Raw genomic sequence first — 17251 nt, forward strand, 5'->3', positions numbered from 1 at the left:
GTGGGCGGGTCCGTCGCAAAGGTGGAGTCGGGGGCGACTCCTTGGGCTCGCCCGACGCCGGCCGCCTGTCCTTCGTGTGGTCGGCCGGCGTGTCTGGCCCCGGCGCGGGGCGGTGACCTTGCCGTGGGGGAACACGGATCGGGTAGTTCGTCCCGCGCCGGGAGTTGTGCCTGGCCGGCGGCCCGGCCGGGGGCATACGGGCCGCCGGCCAGGGGTCTATGCCGCGCCGGGCCGCTCGTCGGCCAGCGCCATCTCGTACAGCTGATCGCGGGAGATGGGGATGATGCCGTGCAGACTGACCACGGTGAAGTTGGCCAGTGTCCAGCGGATCTTCTTGTCTTCGACGTGTACGTGCTGGAGTTCGCCCGGTCGCCCCTCGGGCGTGGGGAGCGGTTTGAGCGTCACCGGGTCGTGCACGATGCCGGCCACCCCCCATAGCGGGCTGTACTTCACCAGGGCGGCCGTCCAGCCCTGTCGCAGGGGCGGGCAGTTCTCGATCGCCTCCACCGCGCACAGCGGATGCACGGGAGGCGCGGCGGTCGTCTCCCCCTCGGCGATCGGTGTCGCGCCGCCCAGCAGGTGCAGGACGCGTTCGTCGGCTCGCCTGTCGAGGACGCTCTCGCCGCACACCTGGCACAGGCTGTAGCGCATGGCGCGCTGCTGTCGGCGGCTGTTCAGCCGCCGGAAGTCCGGTTTCCCGCGCCCCGGGGCGATGCCTGAGCGCACCCACAGCGCCTCATAGCGCCGATCGGTGACGGGGTCCTCGTCCGCGTAGCCGATACCCACTCCGGCGTACCCGACGTGCAAGACGATCTCGGGCTGGGGGAGGGCCTCAGCGGTCCACGCCGTGATGTAGGGGACACGTTGGCCCTTCCAGAAGTGCTGCCGCTTCACAGGTCCACCAGCCCAGGGGCGAGGATGGCACGAACGGTCTTACCGGCCCCTTCCTCGGGCAAGAACCGGGTCACCCGTGCGCCCAAGCGAGCCACCTGCCACAGCCCCCGCCCCCTCTCTCCGCGCACGGCCGCATCAAAGTCGGGAAAGGCCGGGTTCAGATCGGACACGTCGATGACCAGGCAGCCGGACGCCTCAATCGCAGCGCTCAAAGACAGCCGCAACTCACACGGGAGAAGGCTGTCGGGCAACCCGTGCCGCACCCCGTTGTCCACCAACCGGGCCACAGCCTCGACAGCCCGCAGGACATCACCGCGCCAGCCCAGGACAGTGACGATGCGCCGGGTCCACACGCGAGACAGATACAGCGCCCTTCGGTCTCCGGGGAGCTGCGCTCTGAAGGTGCTGGTGATGAGCGCACCAGCCGTGACAGGGGCAAGGTCTGCTGGTGTTAAGGGCAGGGACTCGGTGGGCATTGAGGGCTCTCCGGGAGTTCGTTCCTGGTGGGCGAGCGTCTTGCGAGGGTTCATGCCGCCGCCTTCAGGCAATCGCATCGCACCCGTGTGGAATGCGAACACTTTGATCATGTTCGCGTCTACTGCGTGATACATCGCTGCGCCTCCTGGCGGTCAGGGTGGTGCGGAATCCGGCATGATCGACATCGGGCCCCGCTGGGCGGGTCAGCCGCCGATACAGGTGCTGATGAAGCAGGTGTACTGGCAGGTCGAGCCACAGCTGTCGACGGTGCCGTTCAGCAGCGGGCCAGGTACGGCCGAAGCGACGGTTCTGAGGTCCACGTCGAAGTCCGGCCCGTCCTCGACCGTGATGCCGGTCGCGGTTTTGTTGCCACGCACGTGACCGGTGTGCGGTAGGTGAGCGGCGTGGAGGACCGCCCCGGGCTGGGGAGGGGATACCCGTCCGGGGCGGTCGGCCTACTGGTCGATGGCGAGGGCCATGCCGATCACCAGGCCGCACGACCCGCTGATCATGATGATGAACAGGACTCCCGCGTACCGTCCGATGGCGCGCGTCACAACCCGTCCCGACTGTTGCTGCTCTTGGTGGCCAGGCGCGCGCTCAGTTCCTTCCGCACGGTCGGCGGCTTCACGTTGTCCGGCATGGCATCCCGCTTCATCGAGGGCAGCACGGTGATGCCGCCCCTGGTCGGCTGCGTCATGACAAGCACAGTGCCGACGTGAGCACGGAGACTCGAGACCGGGACAAGACCGGGGTGACGTGACACGCGGGCGGCGTCCTGCACAGGTTGTCCATGGTTGGAGCGGTGCGCATCGAGGGCTCCTCGGTCGGCGCAGGGGTGATCAGGTGAACACCAGAATGGCCCTGCCGAAAGCCAAGACCGAGGACTTTGAGAGGTCTCTTCTGTGTCATTGAGAGGACTTTTGATGGGGCCTAGGGGTGAGTGCTAGTCAGAAGGAGGACTTTCAGTGACACTTACCGCAGTACATAATGATGGAGGTATAGCTGTGGCACGCCCTGGAAACATCCGCCTGAAGGCAGCCCGGCTCGCAGCCGGTTACCACTCTCAGCAGGCCCTCGCCGACGTCCTGGGCGTCGGCGTCCGTCAGGTCCGCCGCTGGGAATCCGATGCTCCGCCCTGGCCGCAGCCCGAGGTTGCCCAGGCCCTCACGCGTACGCTCGGGCAGGACCTGGAAGCTCTTGGGTTCACACCGCCCAGTGGGGCGCCCGACAGCGGGCGGCGGACCGTGCTTGCTGCCCCGGCTGCCGCTGTCGGCCTTGCCGCTTTTCCCGTCCAGGCCGTCGCAGTGCAGCCAGCCACCACGGCCGAGGACTATGAAGCCGTCACCCGTTCGCACCGGCGCCTGTACTGGTCTGTTGCGCCGGTCACGCTGCATCCGGCGGCACTCGCGCACACCACACTCGGCTGCGCCCTCCTCCCGGAGACTGCCGGACAGACCCGGCAGCGGATCGCTGCAGCGCTCGCCGAGAGCTACTTGCTGGTCGGTAGGATTGAGTTCTTCGACATCCGTGAGCCCGACCGCGCTGGGCATACCCTGCTCCGGGCGCTGCAGGCCGCAGGCGAGGCCAACGACCCGCTGCTTGGCGCTGCGGTCCTGGCGCACATGGCCTTCATCCCCGCCTGGACCGGTGACCGTGAGGCGGCCGGTGAGCGGATGGTGGCCGCGCGAACCTACGCCCGTCGCGGCCCGGCCTCCGCCGAATTGCTTGCCTGGCTCGACGCGGTGGAGGCCGAATGTGAAACCCGCTGCGGCAACACCAGGATGGCGCTGCACCTGATCGGCCACGCCGAGGACGTCCTCGCCACCGGATCGGAACATGCCTCGCCCCAGTGGCTGGACTGGTTCTCCCCCGCCAGACTCGCCGCGTTCAAAGGGAACACACAGTTGCGCGCGGGACACTTGCCGCAAGCGCGCGAGACACTCCTCAGCGTCCTTGACGCGCTCGACCCGACCGAGGAGAAGCAGACCACGGTCGTGCTCGGTGACCTGGCCGCGGTCGAGGCCTCGGCCGGAGACCCGGAAGCCGCCTGCCGGTACGCGCTGCGCGCACTCGACCAGCTGGAGCGCACCTGGTACGCGATGGGCATGGACCGCATCCGCGAGGTGCGGCGCGCGCTGGCACCGCACCAGCAGCAACAGTGCGTGCGGGAGCTGGACGACCGGCTTTACGGGTGGACGACCACGGTCAGCGCACTTGCTCGTTGAACCGGGCAATCTGCGGAGACAGCTCCAAAAGGCTCTCGACGCGGAACGTCGGCAACTTTTGCGCCTCCTCGCTGTCCCACTGGATCGTCGCCCAGGGCCCGCGGCGCACCAGCGCGGTGTACATGTCGGCGGCGACGGCGGGCCGGATGTCGTTGTCGACGCGGTCACCGACGTACAGCATCTCAGCCGGATCAACCGGGACGACCTCGGCAACGCGATCGAAGAAGGTCCGATCGGGTTTGCTGGCGCCCCAGTCGTCGGAGGTGCCGATCAGGTCGACGTCGTTGGCGAACAGCGTGCGCAGGATCTTGCCCGCGCGTACGGTCTGGTTTCCGGCGATCCCCAGCCACAGGCCGTCCGCGCGCAACGCAGCGAGCGCGTCACGGACATCGGGGTAGAGGTCCTCCTCGCCGAAGGTCTCGGGCTGGCCGGCCTGTGCCCGTTTCTCTCGCTCCTCGTACAAGTCGAAACCAGGCCGGAACTCCTGGAACACGTCGCGATAGTCGCGACCCTGGGCGATGACCGCGCCGAACATGGCGTGGAAGGTGTGACGGGGTACGCCGAGCCAGTCGGCCCAGGCGCTGTACTCGGTGGTCTCGTCCACGAGGCACTCGCCGACGTCGAAGATCACAGCGCGAATCATGAGCTCGAGCGTACCTGGGCATGGTGGTCTCCTGGACGCTGACCGAGTGTGCTGGTGCGATGTGGCTTGGCACCGCTTTGGACGAGGATCTCTGTCGTCCCATTGAGGATGGCATGGGGACCATTTCCGCGTCGGCGGGAGAGCCCGGACTTCGTGCCGGTTCTTGCTCCCGGAGGAGCCCGGTCGACTTCGGCGAGGGCTCGCAGCATCACTCCATTTCTGCTGTCACCACCAGACCCAAGGCACATCGAGCGCCAGGCGTAGTAGCCGGCTGCGGCTCTGTCAAACGAGCGGTGTAAATCGGGTAGTTGGGGTTACTGGCGGGCTGCCGACAGGCGGCCGTCGAAGGTGATGTCGAGGGCGTTCAGCGCGGTCTTCCGGCGCATGGTCCAGCGGGCCTGTCCCTTGCCCGTGGGGTCGAGGGACATGATCGCCATGTAGACGCACTTCAGGGCGGCCTGCTCGTTGGGGAAGTGTCCGCGGGCCTTGACCGCCCGACGGATCCGCGCGTTCACCGACTCGATCGCGTTCGTCGTGCAGACGATCCGGCGGATCTCGGTGTCGAACCGCAGGAACGGGGTGAACTCTCCCCCAGACTTCGTCCGGGGGCACCCCCACCCAGGCGTTCTCCCACAGCTTCACGATCGCCGGATACTTCCGACCCCAGGCGTCGGCGAACTCCGCGAACCGCTCCAGGGCGGCCTCTTCGGCCGGCGCCGTATAGACCGGCTTCAAAAGCTTGGCGATCTTGTCCCAGTCCTGGCGGGCGGCATAGCGGAACGAGTTCCGCAGCAGATGCACCACGCAGGTCTGCACGATGGTGCGGGGCCAGACGGTCTCCACCGCCTCGGGCAGGCCCCTGAGCCCGTCGCAGACCAGCATCAGCACGTCGCTGTGAAGCGCTCTGGGTCTGATGGAGGCTCGATTCCCTGAGAGGATCGAGTCATGGCCCGTCCGTCCCCTTACCCTGCCGAGCTTCGTGAGCGTGCGGTGCGCATGGTCGCGGAGGTCCGCCCCAACTACCCAACTGAGTGGGCCGCGATGAAGGCGGTCGCCGCGAACTGTAACCACTGCCGTACAGCACGCGCGCCCCGGACCGATACGGTCCGGGGCGCGCTCGCGTATCCACCGGCAAAGGCCGGCAGCGTTACAGGTCGGTCCAGGGGCGGGGTGTGCCGCCGGTCAGGGGCGTCCACATGTCCTGGGCGGGGCCGTGTAGTTCGAGGTCCTCGAGGACGGCGGCTCCCAGCGGCACCTCGCGGGCGAGCGCGGCGACCAGGGGGTGCTGGGCGGCCATCGCCTGCAGGTCGCTGATCCTGCCCTCCAGCCGCCTGCGGGAGGCGCCGGTGAGGACGAACAGCACGCGGGGGAAGACCGGATACCAGCGCATCCAGCCGGGCTCCGCGGCGACGCGCCGGCGCCGGCCGACGGGCTGCGCCTCGTGCTGATGCAGCCGCGCGTATTCGATCAGCTTCACGGCCAGGCGCTCGCCGCTCATGGTGGCGCGGTCCACCTCCACGAACGCGCGCAGCTTGCGCCGCTGCTCACCCCTGACGACGGTGTAGTACATGACGGCGTCGGCCACCACCCGTTGTCCCTCGCCGATGGAGTGTGACACCTCGGGTGTCCAGTCCCAGGGGCCGTGCTCGTGCCCGAGCCGGCGGGCATCGGCGGCGAAGGCCAGATGGGCGCGCACCACGGTCAGGGTGTGCGCCGTCTTCAGCGACGCCGCCGTCGTGGAGGTGATCGGATAGGGCGGCCGCCCCCGCAGGATGGGTAAGTCCCTCGTCAGGCGCGCACCGTCGGGGGTGAGGTACCAGGCGTGGGTGCGGGAGCGGTCCGAGCCGGGCAGCACCGTGTAGTCGACGAAGCCGTCGGAGCGCTGTCGTCACTGAAAGTCCTCCTGATAGCTCAGTGGCCCCCAGCGTCAACGTTTCGACGTCATATGGACGGAGTTACCGCCCAGGGCGTTACACCTGATGGCTGAGAGGTTCAGAAGGTACGGCAAGAGCCCCGCTCATCCGCCACGGGGGGAAGCGGACGAGCGGGGCCGTCTGTGGGGCCGGTCAGGCGGCGGGGCGTGCGGGTCAGAGCTTGGTGACGCTGACGAATCCGAGTGAGCGCAGCCCTTCGGACTGGCACAGTCGATCGGAGGCGCCACCGATTTCGGTCTGTAGTAGCTGGTAGTCGGCGCCGTGAGCGGTGCCCCATGCCATGGCGGCGCGCCACAGGGTGCGGCCGTGGCCGTGGCCGCGGTGCTCGGGCAGAACGCCGAAATATTGCGGCAGCAGCCGGGTTGCTCCGGCGTGGTCGGGCATGGTCTCCATGGGGCCGATCGCGCCTACGATGCGGCCGCCGTCGGTGGCGGCCAGGACGGGGCCGACGGAATTGGCCTGCATCTGGCTGTGCAGGAATGCGAACCCGTCGCTGGTCAGCCGGTCGGCGAACGCGGCGAATGTGTCCCTCACCGGTGCAGACAGAGCGGCCACGGCTTGGATGGGACCGGGCTGGTCCTCGTGCCGGGAGTGGGTGAAGGACTTCATCTGCACGCGGGTGACGGCGGTGCCGGCCGGTGGCGTCTCCTCTGGAGCGTGGAAGGTGACCACCCGGGCGGTAGAGGTGTGGTGGCCGGCGGCGAGCTTGGCGGCCAGGCCCGAGGCCTCTTCGGTGGCAGGCCCGTAGACGTAGACGGTGAGGGTGCCGCTGCCGCGGTTGCGCAGGGTGGGGATCAACGTCCGCGCACTGGTGTGCTCGATGTGATCGAGCAGTACGGTCTCGTCCTTCGTCGCGGCCCAGCGCTGATCCTTGTCGTACGGCAGGAACGCGCCGGTACCGGCGACGCGCAGGACGTCACCGAACAGGGCTACGCCCAGAGCGTCGGGGTGGACGGGGCCGATCGTCGGCACATAAGGCACGCGGATCACAGGGTGCAACCACTCCCACAGCAAGCGCATGAGGCCAACGCTACTCGCCCCTCACGCATGACTCGGGCCTCGGTGCAGGAGACACCGAGGCCCGAGTGTTTCCTGCCGTTTTCGACCGGCTAGTGGGGGTTGTCGTCGCCCGCGGAGCAGCTGCACTTGGCGCTGTCCATGAGCTCGTCCATGTCGGCGATGCCGGTGATCTGGGTGACCGGCTCGGCCGGGGAGAGGACCGGCCGGGTGAAGTACGGCAGGTCACCGTCCTGGGTGGGCCCGTCACCCGGAAGCGGGCGCCTGGGGGAGATCTCGACTGTTACAGCGGTCATGTGTTCACTCTGCTTTCTTTCGTCCGTGCTGGCAGTAAGCCGCCAGTGGGGCCTTCGCCTCCTGGAAGTGCTTGGCCAGGGGCCTGCATACGGTGCAGGAACCGGAGAGTGCACATCCTGAGCAGCCTCCGGTGCGAAGCATCAGCCGGTCGGCGATGGCGCCGAGCCGGGCGAGGCCGCCGATGCCCTCCCGCGGGAGGGAAATCTGGTCGTCGCGGCCGATTTTGCAGATGGACACCAGCCCGTGCGGGTCCATGTGGAAGAAGGTGTGTCCTGCATTGCAGCCCGTGAACTGCCTGCGCATGCGCAGGTGGTCCTTGGACTGCGTGGTGAGGACTTCCCCGCCGCCGTAGATGGTCGGCGTCATGTTCGTGTACACCTCGTGCTCCACGCCCCAGCGCTCGCACAGGTCGATCATGGCGGTCTCTTCGTGCGCGTTGTCCTTGGTGACGATGACGCTCATGCGCAGCGGCAGTCGTGCGTGGCGGGCGGCATTCATGCCCTGAATGAACAGGTCCCACGCGCCGGACCGTTGCGTCAGCTCGTCGTAGCTGGCCTTGGTCGCCCCGTACATGGACACCGTGACGCGGTACGGAGGGCATTCCTCGAACAGGCGCAGGATGTTCTCGCGCCACAGCAGGGAGCCGTTGGTGGAGACCGTGAGCATCATGCCCAGCTCGAACGCATGCTGGTAGGAGCGCAGGAAGTCCTTGTCGATGGTGGGCTCACCGCCGGTGATCTGGAGCCACAGCACGCCGGCCTCGGCCATCATGTCCAGGCACCGCAGCTTGTCCGGCAGCGGCATGCCGGAGTTCACCTTGAGCCCCAAGTAGCAGTGCTTGCAGGCGTAGTTGCAGCCGAGGTTGACCTCCCAGCTTGCTTTGCCATAGCCCCAGGAAGACGGCTGCCGAACAAGCAGGAAGTCACCTGTCGGCCGGCCTGCCACGTCCATGCCCCACTGGTCGCGGACGGTGTCGGCCAGCCAGGCGGGCGCGGGCTGGGCGGGGTCGTGGGAGCGCAGGCCTTTGTAGTTCGCTTCGGGCAGCAGGAGGCCGTCCTTGCGGCCGGTTCGCAGCAGCACATGCTGTTCCAGGAACGGGCTGGCGATCAGACGATGCACGTCGTCTTCCCTTCGTTCAGGGAGGGGCTGGTCCCTCTTTGCCGCCCCGTCGGGGGAGCGGGGCGGCAAAGAGGGCTGGGGCCCGGCGCGGGGCGGCGACCTCGCCGTGGGGGAACACGGAGTCGGGCAGTTCGTCCCCACGCCGGGGGATTGTGCTGCTCCGGCGGCCCGGGCCGAGAGGACGTCCGGGCCGCCGAGCAGGGGCTCTACGCGGTGCGTTCCAGTTCCCAGAGCAGCTCGTCGAGGCTGACGACGCGGAACGACTGGAGGCGGCGAACGAGCTGTGAGGCGAGGAATGTTCCGGTGTTCGGGTGGCCGTAGGGCAGTGGTGCGTCCGGCTGTGTGATGACCTTCACGCCGTGCTCGTCCCGGCCGTACAGGGTGCCGTGCACGCCGTACAGGGGCGCGCTCCTGGCCAGGAACACCATCGGGTCGTCCTTTAGATGCGGGCAGAGCTTCGCGGCGGTGCGGGCATGTTTGCGGCACACGGGAGGCTGGCTGGTGAGGATGCTCGCCTGAGCCGGGTCGTGGTCCCGGGGGCCGGCGAGGAAGATGAAGCCGAGCGGCGTGCGGGCGGGACGCGTGCACACCTGGCAGGTGAGCGTCTGCATGCACACCATCTGCCGATGGGGGTGCACCAGCTTCCACTGCGGTTCACCGGTGATGCGGCCCTGCGCGTCGACGGGATTCCATCCGCACCGGGCCCAGAGCACGCCGCGCGGATCGCGGTCCCTTGGGTCCTCGTCCGCGTAGTACAGGCGCGGGCCGGAGGGGTGCCGGGTGAGGACGAGGTTGTCCGGTGCCGCGTCCTCCCCTTGTCTCTGGGTGATGTACGGGACCAGGGAGAGGTGTTTGTCTCCCGGCTCGAGGGCCCGCGGGTTGTAGGCGAGGCGCAGGGACGGGAAGGTCACGGCGCCTCCGTAAGGCACTGGTGGGCCACCAGGCGTTCGAGGAGGTTGTCGAGCGTCCACGCCATGCGCCGGATGTGTCCGACGGCCCGGCGGTGCTCGGCGGGTGTTTCCTCGGACCGGAGAGCGCGCCCGCGCTCGACAAGGTCGGCTACCTGCTCGTCCTGCTCGGCCACCGTGGAGACCACGGCGAGGTCGATGAGTCGCCTCAGGTGGCCACGCAGCCGCTGCGCGTGCTCGTCGCCCTCGTGCTCGGTGGGCGTGTAGTCGTCCAGGACGGCTGCCACGTCCTCGAGCAGCAGGCCGTCGACGTACGGGGCCCAGCGCTGCACCTTCTCCAGGACCCTTCGCAAGCCGGCCTCGGTGAAGGGCGGCACGGCCGCCCGCACGGGATGGGACCAACCGGGGCAGAGGGCGGTGGCCGTCATCGCCCCGGCTCCTTTTGTCCAGCGAGACGGATCCGGTAGGTACCTCGTATGAGGGCGGGCACGGTGATCTCCTCTGCGTGAAGTCGGCGATCCGAACGCCCTGGAAGGGGTCCGGTCATCGGCTTCGAGGCTCCCGTCACGGGGGTGGCGTTTCCACGCCGTCGCTACGCCCTCTCCCCGCCGTCTGGACGGCGAAGAAGCGTCGGTCGGACGGCGTGGAGACGCGCTGCGGATCAGCGGAACCTGTGGGTCACGCCCGTTCGTACGACCGGAAGAGCGACCGCGATGCTGAACGACTCAAGCCCGGCAGCCCACCGTCCGCACACGTACCGGGTGGCCCTGGCCGGCCGGCCTGAGCCGCTTGCCCCGGCCCGTGACCAGGTTCGTACCGTGCTGGCCGGCGTCGTGCCCTGCGTGGACGACGCGGTGCTGGTCGTTTCCGAACTGGTGGGCAACGCCGTGCGGCACACGACTGCCGGCCCCGACTGTCTGACCATCGAGATCGACGGGGATCAGGTGATCGTCGCGGTCCACGACCCCGAGCACGACGATGGTCATGTACACCCGTCGAAATCCGCTGCCGATCCGCTTGTCGAGTCCGGCCGTGGACTGTGGCTGGTGCAGACACTGGCACGGCGGTGGTACGTGGAGACCACCGCCGTCGGCAAGGCGGTCGTTGCCGTCCTGCCGTGCAGGAAGTCGGCAGTCAGCCGAGCGGAACGCTCTTGACGACATCCCATCGGTAGGCACGGTCCTCGCGCCGCAGCTCCACCAACTGCACCTCTCGGACATGCAGGTCCACGGCAGGAAGGTCCCGTAGCGTGGTGACGGCCTCGATGATCGGGGCAGCGGGACGCGGCCGGTTGTTGTAGGCCAGGCTCAGGTGCGGGCGGAACAGCGCGGTCGGCTTGCCAGGAGTCAGCCCCAACGACGTCATGGACTCGCTGAGCGCCACGTGCAGCGCCAGTACCGGGGCCCATGGCGCGACCGTCAGGCGTACGGCGCCCCGGGAGCCCGCGAGCGGGACGGCACGCAGGCGGAAGGCTTCCGGGAGAAGGGGCGTCGCCGCGTTGATGACGTCGTCGAGGTGGCTCAACGGAAGCGTTGCGGCGGAGCCGACGCGAGCGAGGGTGATGTGCAGCCCGTCGTCGGGGACCGGATCCAAGCCGAGCGGTGCGAGGCGCTGCTGACAGCGACGGGCGAGGCCGACCAGTACCGGGTCATCGGGGAAGGTGAGCATCCAGTAGTACGCCCGGGTCTGCGCCGTCCAACCGGGCCGGTCCCAGTGATCAACCATCCTCTCCACGGCGTCGAAGGCCGCCTGGTCATGCGCCGCGATCACGGCTGGGTCGGCCAAGTCGGCGGGTGGGCAGACAGGGAAGGCGGCGGGATCGGCGCTGAGAGGGATGTGCGGCCAAGACACCCGGCTAACCTCTTTCGTGATCACCCCGCCTCGGCAGGCGGGAGCTGACAGCCCCAGGCACGGAGCTGTTCGCCATACTCGCGCACCGCCGGCCGGGACCACCAAGGGGCTGCCCGCTCATACAGGTCCCGAGAGCGCTGCCGCACCGAACTGATCGGCAACGGACTAGCCAAAGTGATGGCCTGCTGCCCGAGAGACATGGCGTGCTCCACATCCGGCGCTTCCTGTTGCAGCACCGCAGTGGCCACGTCCAAACGGACCAGGGAGCGGCTCCACGCGGAGTCGGACTGTTCGACCAGGCCATCGAGGTCCTCAGCGTCCCGCAGTACGTGCCCGGTGTCCTGCAGAGCGACACGGGCGGTCAGCGCATTGGCCAGGGTGCGAGCCCGCCCGTACGGAAAGAACGAGATACACGAAGTCAGACCAGGGACGACGTCATACCGGTCGGACAGGTCCAGCGCCTGCCCGATAGCCCGCTCGGCCTGGTTCCGGTCACCCAGCTTGCCCAGCGCCCGGGCCCGGCCGTTGACCAGCAGCCGGATGGCCTGCGGATGATCCGGTGCCCGGCCCAGCGCGGCGGCGGCCCGTGCGTCGGCCTCGGCGTAGCGGCCCGCGTAGTACGCCGCGAAGGACTGGGTGCCGCCGGCCCACAATTCGGTGTCGAGATCGCCGATCGCCCGGCTCAGTTCCAGTGCCTCGGCGCAGTACGCCTCAGCCAAGGGGAACGCGCCGGTGTTCACGGCCATGTAGCCGAGCAGTCCGCCGGCCCGCGCGGTGATCCGGAACAGCTCCCTGCGTGCCGCCGGAGGCTGCTGGCCGGCGAGCAGAGTATGGCCCAGAGCGCGCAGGCTCTTCGCCTGTCCCCACAGGATGTGCGGCCCGTCCTGCTCGTACCGCTCGGTGATCACCTCGAGCTGGGAGGCGAGGAAAACCAGGGTGGCCTCGTCAGCGTTACCACAGGTCAACTGACGTGCCCGGGCGACGATCTCCGCCGGATCCTCATCGTCGGTGACCGGCAAGGCCGGGGCGGCAGGCACAGGGTTGGCAAGCATAGATGATGAGGCAGGCAACGGGTCCGCCGGGGCCGAGCTGAACAGATCCCGGGCAGCCCTGCCCAACAGCTCCTCCAGGATGCGGCAGGTGTCAGGGCGGGGGAGCTGCTTCAATTCCCCACTCATCCATCGGTCGAACTGCCGCGAAGAGACCACCACCGAGGCCAGCCGAGGATCACCCGCCTCCGTTGCCAGGCGTCGGGCCGTACGGGAGAACTGCACCTCGAACGCCTTGTACGTCGTGAGGTGGCGCTCTTCGAGTAACTGCCGCAGCAGCGTCTTCCGGAGCATTGAAGACCTCCCAACACGTCGGCGGAACCAGAGGTTCGTCGGCGAACGGCACGCACGCCAGGGTTGAACGGCGCGCGGGATGTCTGACGCAAGAATGCCCACGCAACAGCAACTAGGCAATATGTCTCGTGAAGTTGGCTCTTTCGGGTTGTCTACGAACGGGAGGATGGACAGACTGCCCCCATGGCACTGAAGAGGAAGCTGGCCCCTCAGTCGGTCTACCGACGCCAGCTCGCCGCACGACTACGCGAGTTACGAGAGGCGGCCGGCCTCACCCTCATCGAGGTCGCGGAACAGATCGAGGTGAACCAAGGCTCCCTCAGCCGGATCGAGACCGGCGAACGCGGCACCACCCCCGTACTGGTCCGAGCCCTCCTCGATTGCTACGCCGTCACCGACGACCGCGTACGTGACGACATCCTCGACCTCGTCCGTGCCGACAAGGAACAGCAAAAACCCTGGTGGCGCAAATACTCCACGGTCCTCGCCCCCACCCGCTACGACGGCTACCTCGCCCTGGAAGCCAGCGCCACCACACTGGCCAACTACCAGCCCCTGCTCATCCCCGGACTGCTCCAGACCGAGAACTACGCCCGCGCCGTCATCGCCCAGATGCGCCCTGATCTCACGCCCGACCAGGTAGAAGCACTGGTCAAGGTACGTATGGAACGTCAGGAAAGCCGCCTGTCCGGCGAGCGCCCCGCCGAACTGTGGGCCGTCCTGGACGAAGCCGCCCTCCACCGAGTCATCGGCTCACCCGCCGTGATGCGCCAGCAGTTCGCCCACCTCGTCCAGGCCGGCGAACAGCCGAACATCACCATCCAGCTCCTCCCGTTCTCCGTCGGCGCCCACCCCGGCCTCTACGGCCCCTTCGTCATCCTCACCTTCCCCCAGCCCACGACCCCGCTCGTCTGGCTGGAAAACCCCAACAACTCCGTGTACCTGGAGTCCGAAAGCGACATCCAGAACTACACAGACATCTTCGATCAACTCAGGGCCTCCGCCCTCAGCCCGACGGAGACTCGTCCACGCCTCACTCACACTGCCGAGGAGCTCGAACCGTGAGCACGATCCCGCCCCGCCACCCCCGCACCGAGGAACTTCACCAGGCACGCTGGCGCAAGAGCTCCTACAGCGGAGGCGCCAACGACTGCGTCGAGATCGTCCACCTCGGTGCGCATGCAGCGGTGCGCGATTCCAAAGACCCCGGCCGATCACCCGTGATCATCAGCCGCTCCGCCCTGGACGACCTGCTGCGCTGGTACATCAACGGCGAGACCCGCGTCGGCTGAAGCCCCACCCGAACTGGGTGCTCCCTGTTTCTCCAGTCAGCGCTGCCGAGCGGAGATGCCTCACCATGCTGATGCCTGGACGCCACGAAGAGGAAGAACATGGGTGCGCTGGGTTCGGGTGTCCGCAGTGACGGGCTCCTGGCTCGCCTGCACGACCGATCCGTCAGGACCGGGGCGGACACTGGTGGGACAGCACCATCTGGTACCGACCTGACTGGGTAGGTCCCGGACGGCGGAACACCCCCGCGTCCGCGGGGGTGCTTCGCTGATGCTCGACATCGCCAAGAGCATGCAGAAGTCTTCCCCGCCGACGTGGGGGCGCTCTGCAGCTGGCGGGCGTGTGTTGTGCAGCTGGTGGTCGTGGCGGGGTGTGGCTGCGCAGTCCGCTGCTCTGGTCTGCGCAATGCGTTGGCCTGCTTGGTCGGGGGCGTGGTCGGGGTCTGCGTAACACCTGGTCGGCTTCCCACCACGGCCCCTGACCACAGTTGTGCGCAGCCTGACCACGGCTCTTTGGGTGGTGTCAGTGGCTCCAGGGGAGGCGTTGGTCGGGGCCCTGGACGGACCGCCAGATGGGTGCGGTGGGGCCGTCGCGGAGGATGTCGGTCAGGGGTGCGGCCAGGACGGGGACCTCGCGCAGGAACCCAGCCAGCGCGATATCGCGGGCGGCGGCGTGTAGGGCGTGGATGCGGGTTTCGATGCCGGTGGGTCCGGTGCCGTCGAGGACGAACAGCAGGCGGGGAAGAGGGGGTAGCGCTGTCGCCAGGTTTCCTGTGCTGGTTCGGGGAAGGGTTGTTGCCGTTGCCGGGCCGCGGGTGCGGGTGTGTAGTTGTGGAGGCGGGCGTAGGAGGTGAGTTTGGCGGCGAGGCGTTCGGGTCCCATGGTGGCGCGGTCGACCTCGACGAACGCCCGCAGCATCACCCCGCCCTTGGCGCCGACCGCGCTGTCCGCGCTGTCCGTATCGTCCGTATGGTCGGTGTCGTCTGTACGGCCGGTGCGGCGTTGGTAGTAGAGGAGGGCGTCGGGGATGACGGCTTCTCCGCTGCCGAGGGGGTGGTGGACTTCGGGGATCCAGTCCAGGGGCCGGCACAGGTCGCCGTGGCGGCGGGCGTCCTGCAGGAACGCCAGTGCGGTCTCGGTCACCGTCAGTCCGTGCCCGACTTTCAGTCGCACCGCAGTTCGGTCGGTCGTGCCCCGCGGGGGTCGCCGGCCGCGCAGCTCGGGCCACTCGCAGGCGATCTGCGCCCCGTACTGGGTGGGGAACCACACCCGGGTCCGCCCTGCCTGGGGCAGGGTGATGCGGTCGATGAGCCCCTCCCCGCGCAGCTTGGCCAGCCGGCGCCTGGTCTGCTCGATCCGCACCTCGGGCGAGAGGATGAGGTGCAGCTGCTCGGTGGTGGCCATCCGGTACTGGACCAGCACCGCCAACGCCAGCCGGTCCCCACTGCCCGCGTCCACGTTCCTCATCGCCGCCCTGCTCCCGCATCCGTAGGTGCGGCACCGCCTGACCCGGCGCCGCGCTTACGTCACAGGCCAGCAGCCGGCCCCGACCAGACCACCGACCAGGAGGGCCCGACCACGGTCACGATCCGACAACACCACCCCGACCACGGCCGACAACCCCTCCGGCATCCCCACCGACACCGGCCCGCACCTGTCCGGGTCCGGCTCGCTTATGCGCAGGTCACCACACTGGTCTGACCATGGTCGGGAGCCCGACCCTCCCCCGTACGCCCCTCATGACCACCTCACTGCCACAAGAGGAGACAACGGGACGGACAGGGCCGGGCGGTGTACGACCGGGAAGCGGGGCGGCCTGTCCTCGGCCGCGCGTCGGCCGAGGCCTTCGCGCCTTGACCGGAGGGCTTGCCGCATCAGACCGGATCACGGTGTCTGCGGTACTGGCTCTGTCGACGTCAAAGAGCAGCGCCTTTCGACGGGGCCGGGAGACACCTTGGTCACCGGCTCGGGCTGGCAGCGGACAGCGGTACAGGGCAGGCACGTGAGTCTGTCTGGCACCCGGTCACCTGCCCCTCGTCATCGGTACGCACAAAAGCGCTGGCTACAGGGCCAGAAGTGCGGTCATGGCCTCGCCGTCGCCGACTACGCGGTGCCCGCGAGGGCCGCCTCCCGAACTCGTCGACATCGATATCCCGGAGCGGGGCGCCTTTCGAAGCCGTCGTTAACTGCTGTCGCAGAACCTCAAGATAGCCAGCGGTACCTACGGCTGGCCGCGCCGGCGCGGCCTCCACCATCGCCTGCGCCCCGCCCGTGCCACAGCCGCCTCCGCTCGGGCGAGGTTGCTGCGGCTGTTGAGGGTGCTCGGGTGGTGGGGGCCGAGGGTGCGTGCGCGGGCGGTGAGGGTTTGGCGGTGCAGGTCGGCTGCCTCCTGGTGCTGGCCGAGATCGCCCAAGGCGTTGGCGAGGTTGTTGCGGCTGTTGAGGGTGCTCGGGTGGTGGGGGCCGAGGGTGCGTTCGCGGGCGGTGAGGGTTTGGCGGTGCAGGTCGGCTGCCTCCTGGTGCTGGCCGAGATCGCCCAAGGCGTTGGCGAGGTTGTTGCGGCTGTTGAGGGTGCTCGGGTGGTGGGGGCCGAGGGTGCGTTCGCGGGCGGTGAGGGTTTGGCGGTGCAGGTCGGCTGCCTCCTGGTGCTGGCCGAGATCGCCCAAGGCGTTGGCGAGGTTGTTGCGGCTGGTAAGGGTGCTCGGGTGATGGGGGCCGAGGGTGCGTTCGCGGTCGATGAGGGTTTGGCGGTGCAGGTCGGCGGCTTGCTGGTGCTGGCCGAGGTCGTTCAGGGCGCCAGCGAGGTTGTTGCGGCTGTCAAGAGTGTGGGGGTGGTGGGGGCCGAGGGTGCGTTCGCGGGCGGTGAGGGTTTGGCGGTGCAGGTCGGCGGCTTGCTGGTACTCGCCGAGGTCGTACAGGGCGCCAGCGAGGTTGTTGCGGCTGTTGAGGGTGCTCGGGTGGTGGGGGCCGAGGGTGCGTTCGCGGTCGATGAGGTTTTGGCGGTGCAGGTCGGCGGCTTGCTGGTGCTGGCCGAGGTCGCTTAGGGCGCCTGCGAGGTTGTTGCGGCCGGTGAGGGTGTCGGGGTGATAGGGGCCGAGGGTGTGTTCGTGGTCGGTGAGGGTTTGGCGGAGCAGGTCGGCGGCTTCCTGGTACCGGCCGAGGCCGTGCAGCGCGTTGGCGAGGTTGCCGCGGCTGGCGAGGGTGTCGGGGTGGTCGGGGCCGAGGTGACGGGTCTCGGCGTCCAGACGTGCT

Annotated in this window: 18 protein-coding genes and 2 pseudogenes; 4 read left to right on the forward strand and 16 right to left on the reverse strand. The window is 68.6% G+C overall.

The genetic code is table 11. The features are described 5' to 3' along the window. Nucleotides 1-216: 216 nt before the first annotated feature. From GL259_RS01005 to GL259_RS01020, 4 genes are all read right to left on the reverse strand, one after another. Entirely contained in the window at nt 217-786 is a 570-nt protein-coding gene (locus GL259_RS01005; protein ID WP_159528352.1) for a hypothetical protein, read from the reverse strand. A 104-nt stretch (nt 787-890) separates the two neighbouring features. After that, nucleotides 891-1505 carry a hypothetical protein gene (locus tag GL259_RS01010; protein WP_159528354.1) on the reverse strand — a complete coding sequence of 205 codons (615 nt, stop codon included), beginning with the start codon at nt 1503-1505 and terminating at the stop codon, nt 891-893. Between the two features lie 69 nt (nt 1506-1574). Continuing rightward, nucleotides 1575-1748, reverse strand: a complete 174-nt coding sequence (locus GL259_RS01015) for a hypothetical protein (RefSeq protein WP_159528356.1) — start codon at nt 1746-1748, stop codon at nt 1575-1577. Nucleotides 1749-1924: 176 nt separating this feature from the next. Continuing rightward, nucleotides 1925-2071, reverse strand: coding sequence for a hypothetical protein (locus GL259_RS01020; RefSeq protein WP_159528358.1), 147 nt, complete (start codon nt 2069-2071; stop codon nt 1925-1927). Nucleotides 2072-2378: 307 nt separating this feature from the next. Between GL259_RS01020 and GL259_RS01025 the strand changes: the two genes are divergently transcribed. After that, complete coding sequence (locus tag GL259_RS01025; protein WP_159528360.1) at nt 2379-3599, forward strand: helix-turn-helix transcriptional regulator; 1221 nt, start codon at nt 2379-2381, stop codon at nt 3597-3599. Here GL259_RS01025 and GL259_RS01030 read toward each other — a convergent pair. From GL259_RS01030 to GL259_RS01065, 8 genes and pseudogenes are all read right to left on the reverse strand, one after another. Continuing rightward, on the reverse strand, nt 3580-4242 hold the full coding sequence (locus GL259_RS01030) for an HAD family hydrolase (RefSeq protein WP_208026390.1): 663 nt from the start codon (nt 4240-4242) through the stop codon (nt 3580-3582). The genes GL259_RS01025 and GL259_RS01030 overlap by 20 nt on opposite strands. Nucleotides 4243-4556: 314 nt before the next feature. Then, nucleotides 4557-5121: pseudogene (locus GL259_RS01035) on the reverse strand (transposase); the annotation flags it as partial. Nucleotides 5122-5389: 268 nt separating this feature from the next. Then, a pseudogene (locus GL259_RS01040) lies at nt 5390-6124 on the reverse strand (replication-relaxation family protein); the annotation flags it as partial. A gap of 205 nt (nt 6125-6329) precedes the next feature. After that, the gene (locus GL259_RS01045; RefSeq protein ID WP_159528364.1) at nt 6330-7196 is read right to left on the reverse strand and encodes a GNAT family N-acetyltransferase; all 867 of its coding nucleotides are present in this window, start codon (nt 7194-7196) and stop codon (nt 6330-6332) included. An 89-nt stretch (nt 7197-7285) separates the two neighbouring features. Then, the gene (locus GL259_RS01050) at nt 7286-7489 is read right to left on the reverse strand and encodes a hypothetical protein (protein WP_159528366.1); all 204 of its coding nucleotides are present in this window, start codon (nt 7487-7489) and stop codon (nt 7286-7288) included. A gap of 4 nt (nt 7490-7493) precedes the next feature. Beyond that, a complete protein-coding gene (locus GL259_RS01055) occupies nt 7494-8609 on the reverse strand; it encodes a radical SAM protein (protein ID WP_159528368.1) in 1116 nt (371 codons plus the stop codon). Between the two features lie 206 nt (nt 8610-8815). After that, nucleotides 8816-9520: a hypothetical protein gene (locus GL259_RS01060; protein ID WP_159528370.1), complete on the reverse strand. Its 705-nt coding sequence runs from the start codon at nt 9518-9520 to the stop codon at nt 8816-8818. Next, entirely contained in the window at nt 9517-9945 is a 429-nt protein-coding gene (locus GL259_RS01065) for a DUF6415 family natural product biosynthesis protein (RefSeq protein ID WP_159528372.1), read from the reverse strand. The genes GL259_RS01060 and GL259_RS01065 overlap by 4 nt, the downstream gene beginning before the upstream one ends. A 285-nt stretch (nt 9946-10230) precedes the next feature. Between GL259_RS01065 and GL259_RS01070 the strand changes: the two genes are divergently transcribed. Next, complete coding sequence (locus GL259_RS01070; RefSeq protein ID WP_159528374.1) at nt 10231-10674, forward strand: ATP-binding protein; 444 nt, start codon at nt 10231-10233, stop codon at nt 10672-10674. Here GL259_RS01070 and GL259_RS01075 read toward each other — a convergent pair. After that, a complete protein-coding gene (locus GL259_RS01075; protein WP_243762159.1) occupies nt 10652-11302 on the reverse strand; it encodes a 2'-5' RNA ligase family protein in 651 nt (216 codons plus the stop codon). The two genes, GL259_RS01070 and GL259_RS01075, sit on opposite strands and share 23 nt — an antisense overlap. A gap of 86 nt (nt 11303-11388) precedes the next feature. Then, complete coding sequence (locus GL259_RS01080; RefSeq protein ID WP_159528379.1) at nt 11389-12711, reverse strand: hypothetical protein; 1323 nt, start codon at nt 12709-12711, stop codon at nt 11389-11391. A 183-nt stretch (nt 12712-12894) separates the two neighbouring features. On the opposite strand from GL259_RS01080, the gene GL259_RS01085 reads away from it, so the two are divergent. Both GL259_RS01085 and GL259_RS01090 read left to right on the forward strand, forming a co-directional pair. Beyond that, a complete protein-coding gene (locus GL259_RS01085; RefSeq protein WP_159528381.1) occupies nt 12895-13776 on the forward strand; it encodes a helix-turn-helix transcriptional regulator in 882 nt (293 codons plus the stop codon). Next, on the forward strand, nt 13773-14003 hold the full coding sequence (locus GL259_RS01090; protein ID WP_208026391.1) for a DUF397 domain-containing protein: 231 nt from the start codon (nt 13773-13775) through the stop codon (nt 14001-14003). Before GL259_RS01085 ends, GL259_RS01090 begins: the two co-directional genes overlap by 4 nt. A 603-nt stretch (nt 14004-14606) precedes the next feature. Here the strand turns inward: GL259_RS01090 and GL259_RS01095 are convergent. Next, a complete protein-coding gene (locus GL259_RS01095) occupies nt 14607-15467 on the reverse strand; it encodes a replication-relaxation family protein (RefSeq protein ID WP_243762160.1) in 861 nt (286 codons plus the stop codon). 754 nt (nt 15468-16221) lie between these two features. Next, on the reverse strand, nt 16222-17251 hold a 1030-nt coding region (locus GL259_RS39250; protein ID WP_159528383.1), incomplete at its 5' end, for a tetratricopeptide repeat protein.

It is taken from the genome of Streptomyces sp. Tu 3180 (genome assembly GCF_009852415.1).
Classification (GTDB): Bacteria; Actinomycetota; Actinomycetes; order Streptomycetales; family Streptomycetaceae; genus Streptomyces.

Coding starts and splice junctions, on each gene's coding strand:
- GL259_RS01010 (WP_159528354.1), bottom strand. CDS start 1,505: ATGTATCACGCAGTAGACGCGAACATGATCAAAGTGTTCGCATTCCAC.
- GL259_RS01020 (WP_159528358.1), bottom strand. CDS start 2,071: ATGACGCAGCCGACCAGGGGCGGCATCACCGTGCTGCCCTCGATGAAG.
- GL259_RS01030 (WP_208026390.1), bottom strand. CDS start 4,242: ATGATTCGCGCTGTGATCTTCGACGTCGGCGAGTGCCTCGTGGACGAG.
- GL259_RS01045 (WP_159528364.1), bottom strand. CDS start 7,196: ATGCGCTTGCTGTGGGAGTGGTTGCACCCTGTGATCCGCGTGCCTTAT.
- GL259_RS01050 (WP_159528366.1), bottom strand. CDS start 7,489: ATGACCGCTGTAACAGTCGAGATCTCCCCCAGGCGCCCGCTTCCGGGT.
- GL259_RS01065 (WP_159528372.1), bottom strand. CDS start 9,945: ATGACGGCCACCGCCCTCTGCCCCGGTTGGTCCCATCCCGTGCGGGCG.
- GL259_RS01070 (WP_159528374.1), top strand. CDS start 10,231: ATGCTGAACGACTCAAGCCCGGCAGCCCACCGTCCGCACACGTACCGG.
- GL259_RS01080 (WP_159528379.1), bottom strand. CDS start 12,711: ATGCTCCGGAAGACGCTGCTGCGGCAGTTACTCGAAGAGCGCCACCTC.
- GL259_RS01085 (WP_159528381.1), top strand. CDS start 12,895: ATGGCACTGAAGAGGAAGCTGGCCCCTCAGTCGGTCTACCGACGCCAG.
- GL259_RS01095 (WP_243762160.1), bottom strand. CDS start 15,467: ATGAGGAACGTGGACGCGGGCAGTGGGGACCGGCTGGCGTTGGCGGTG.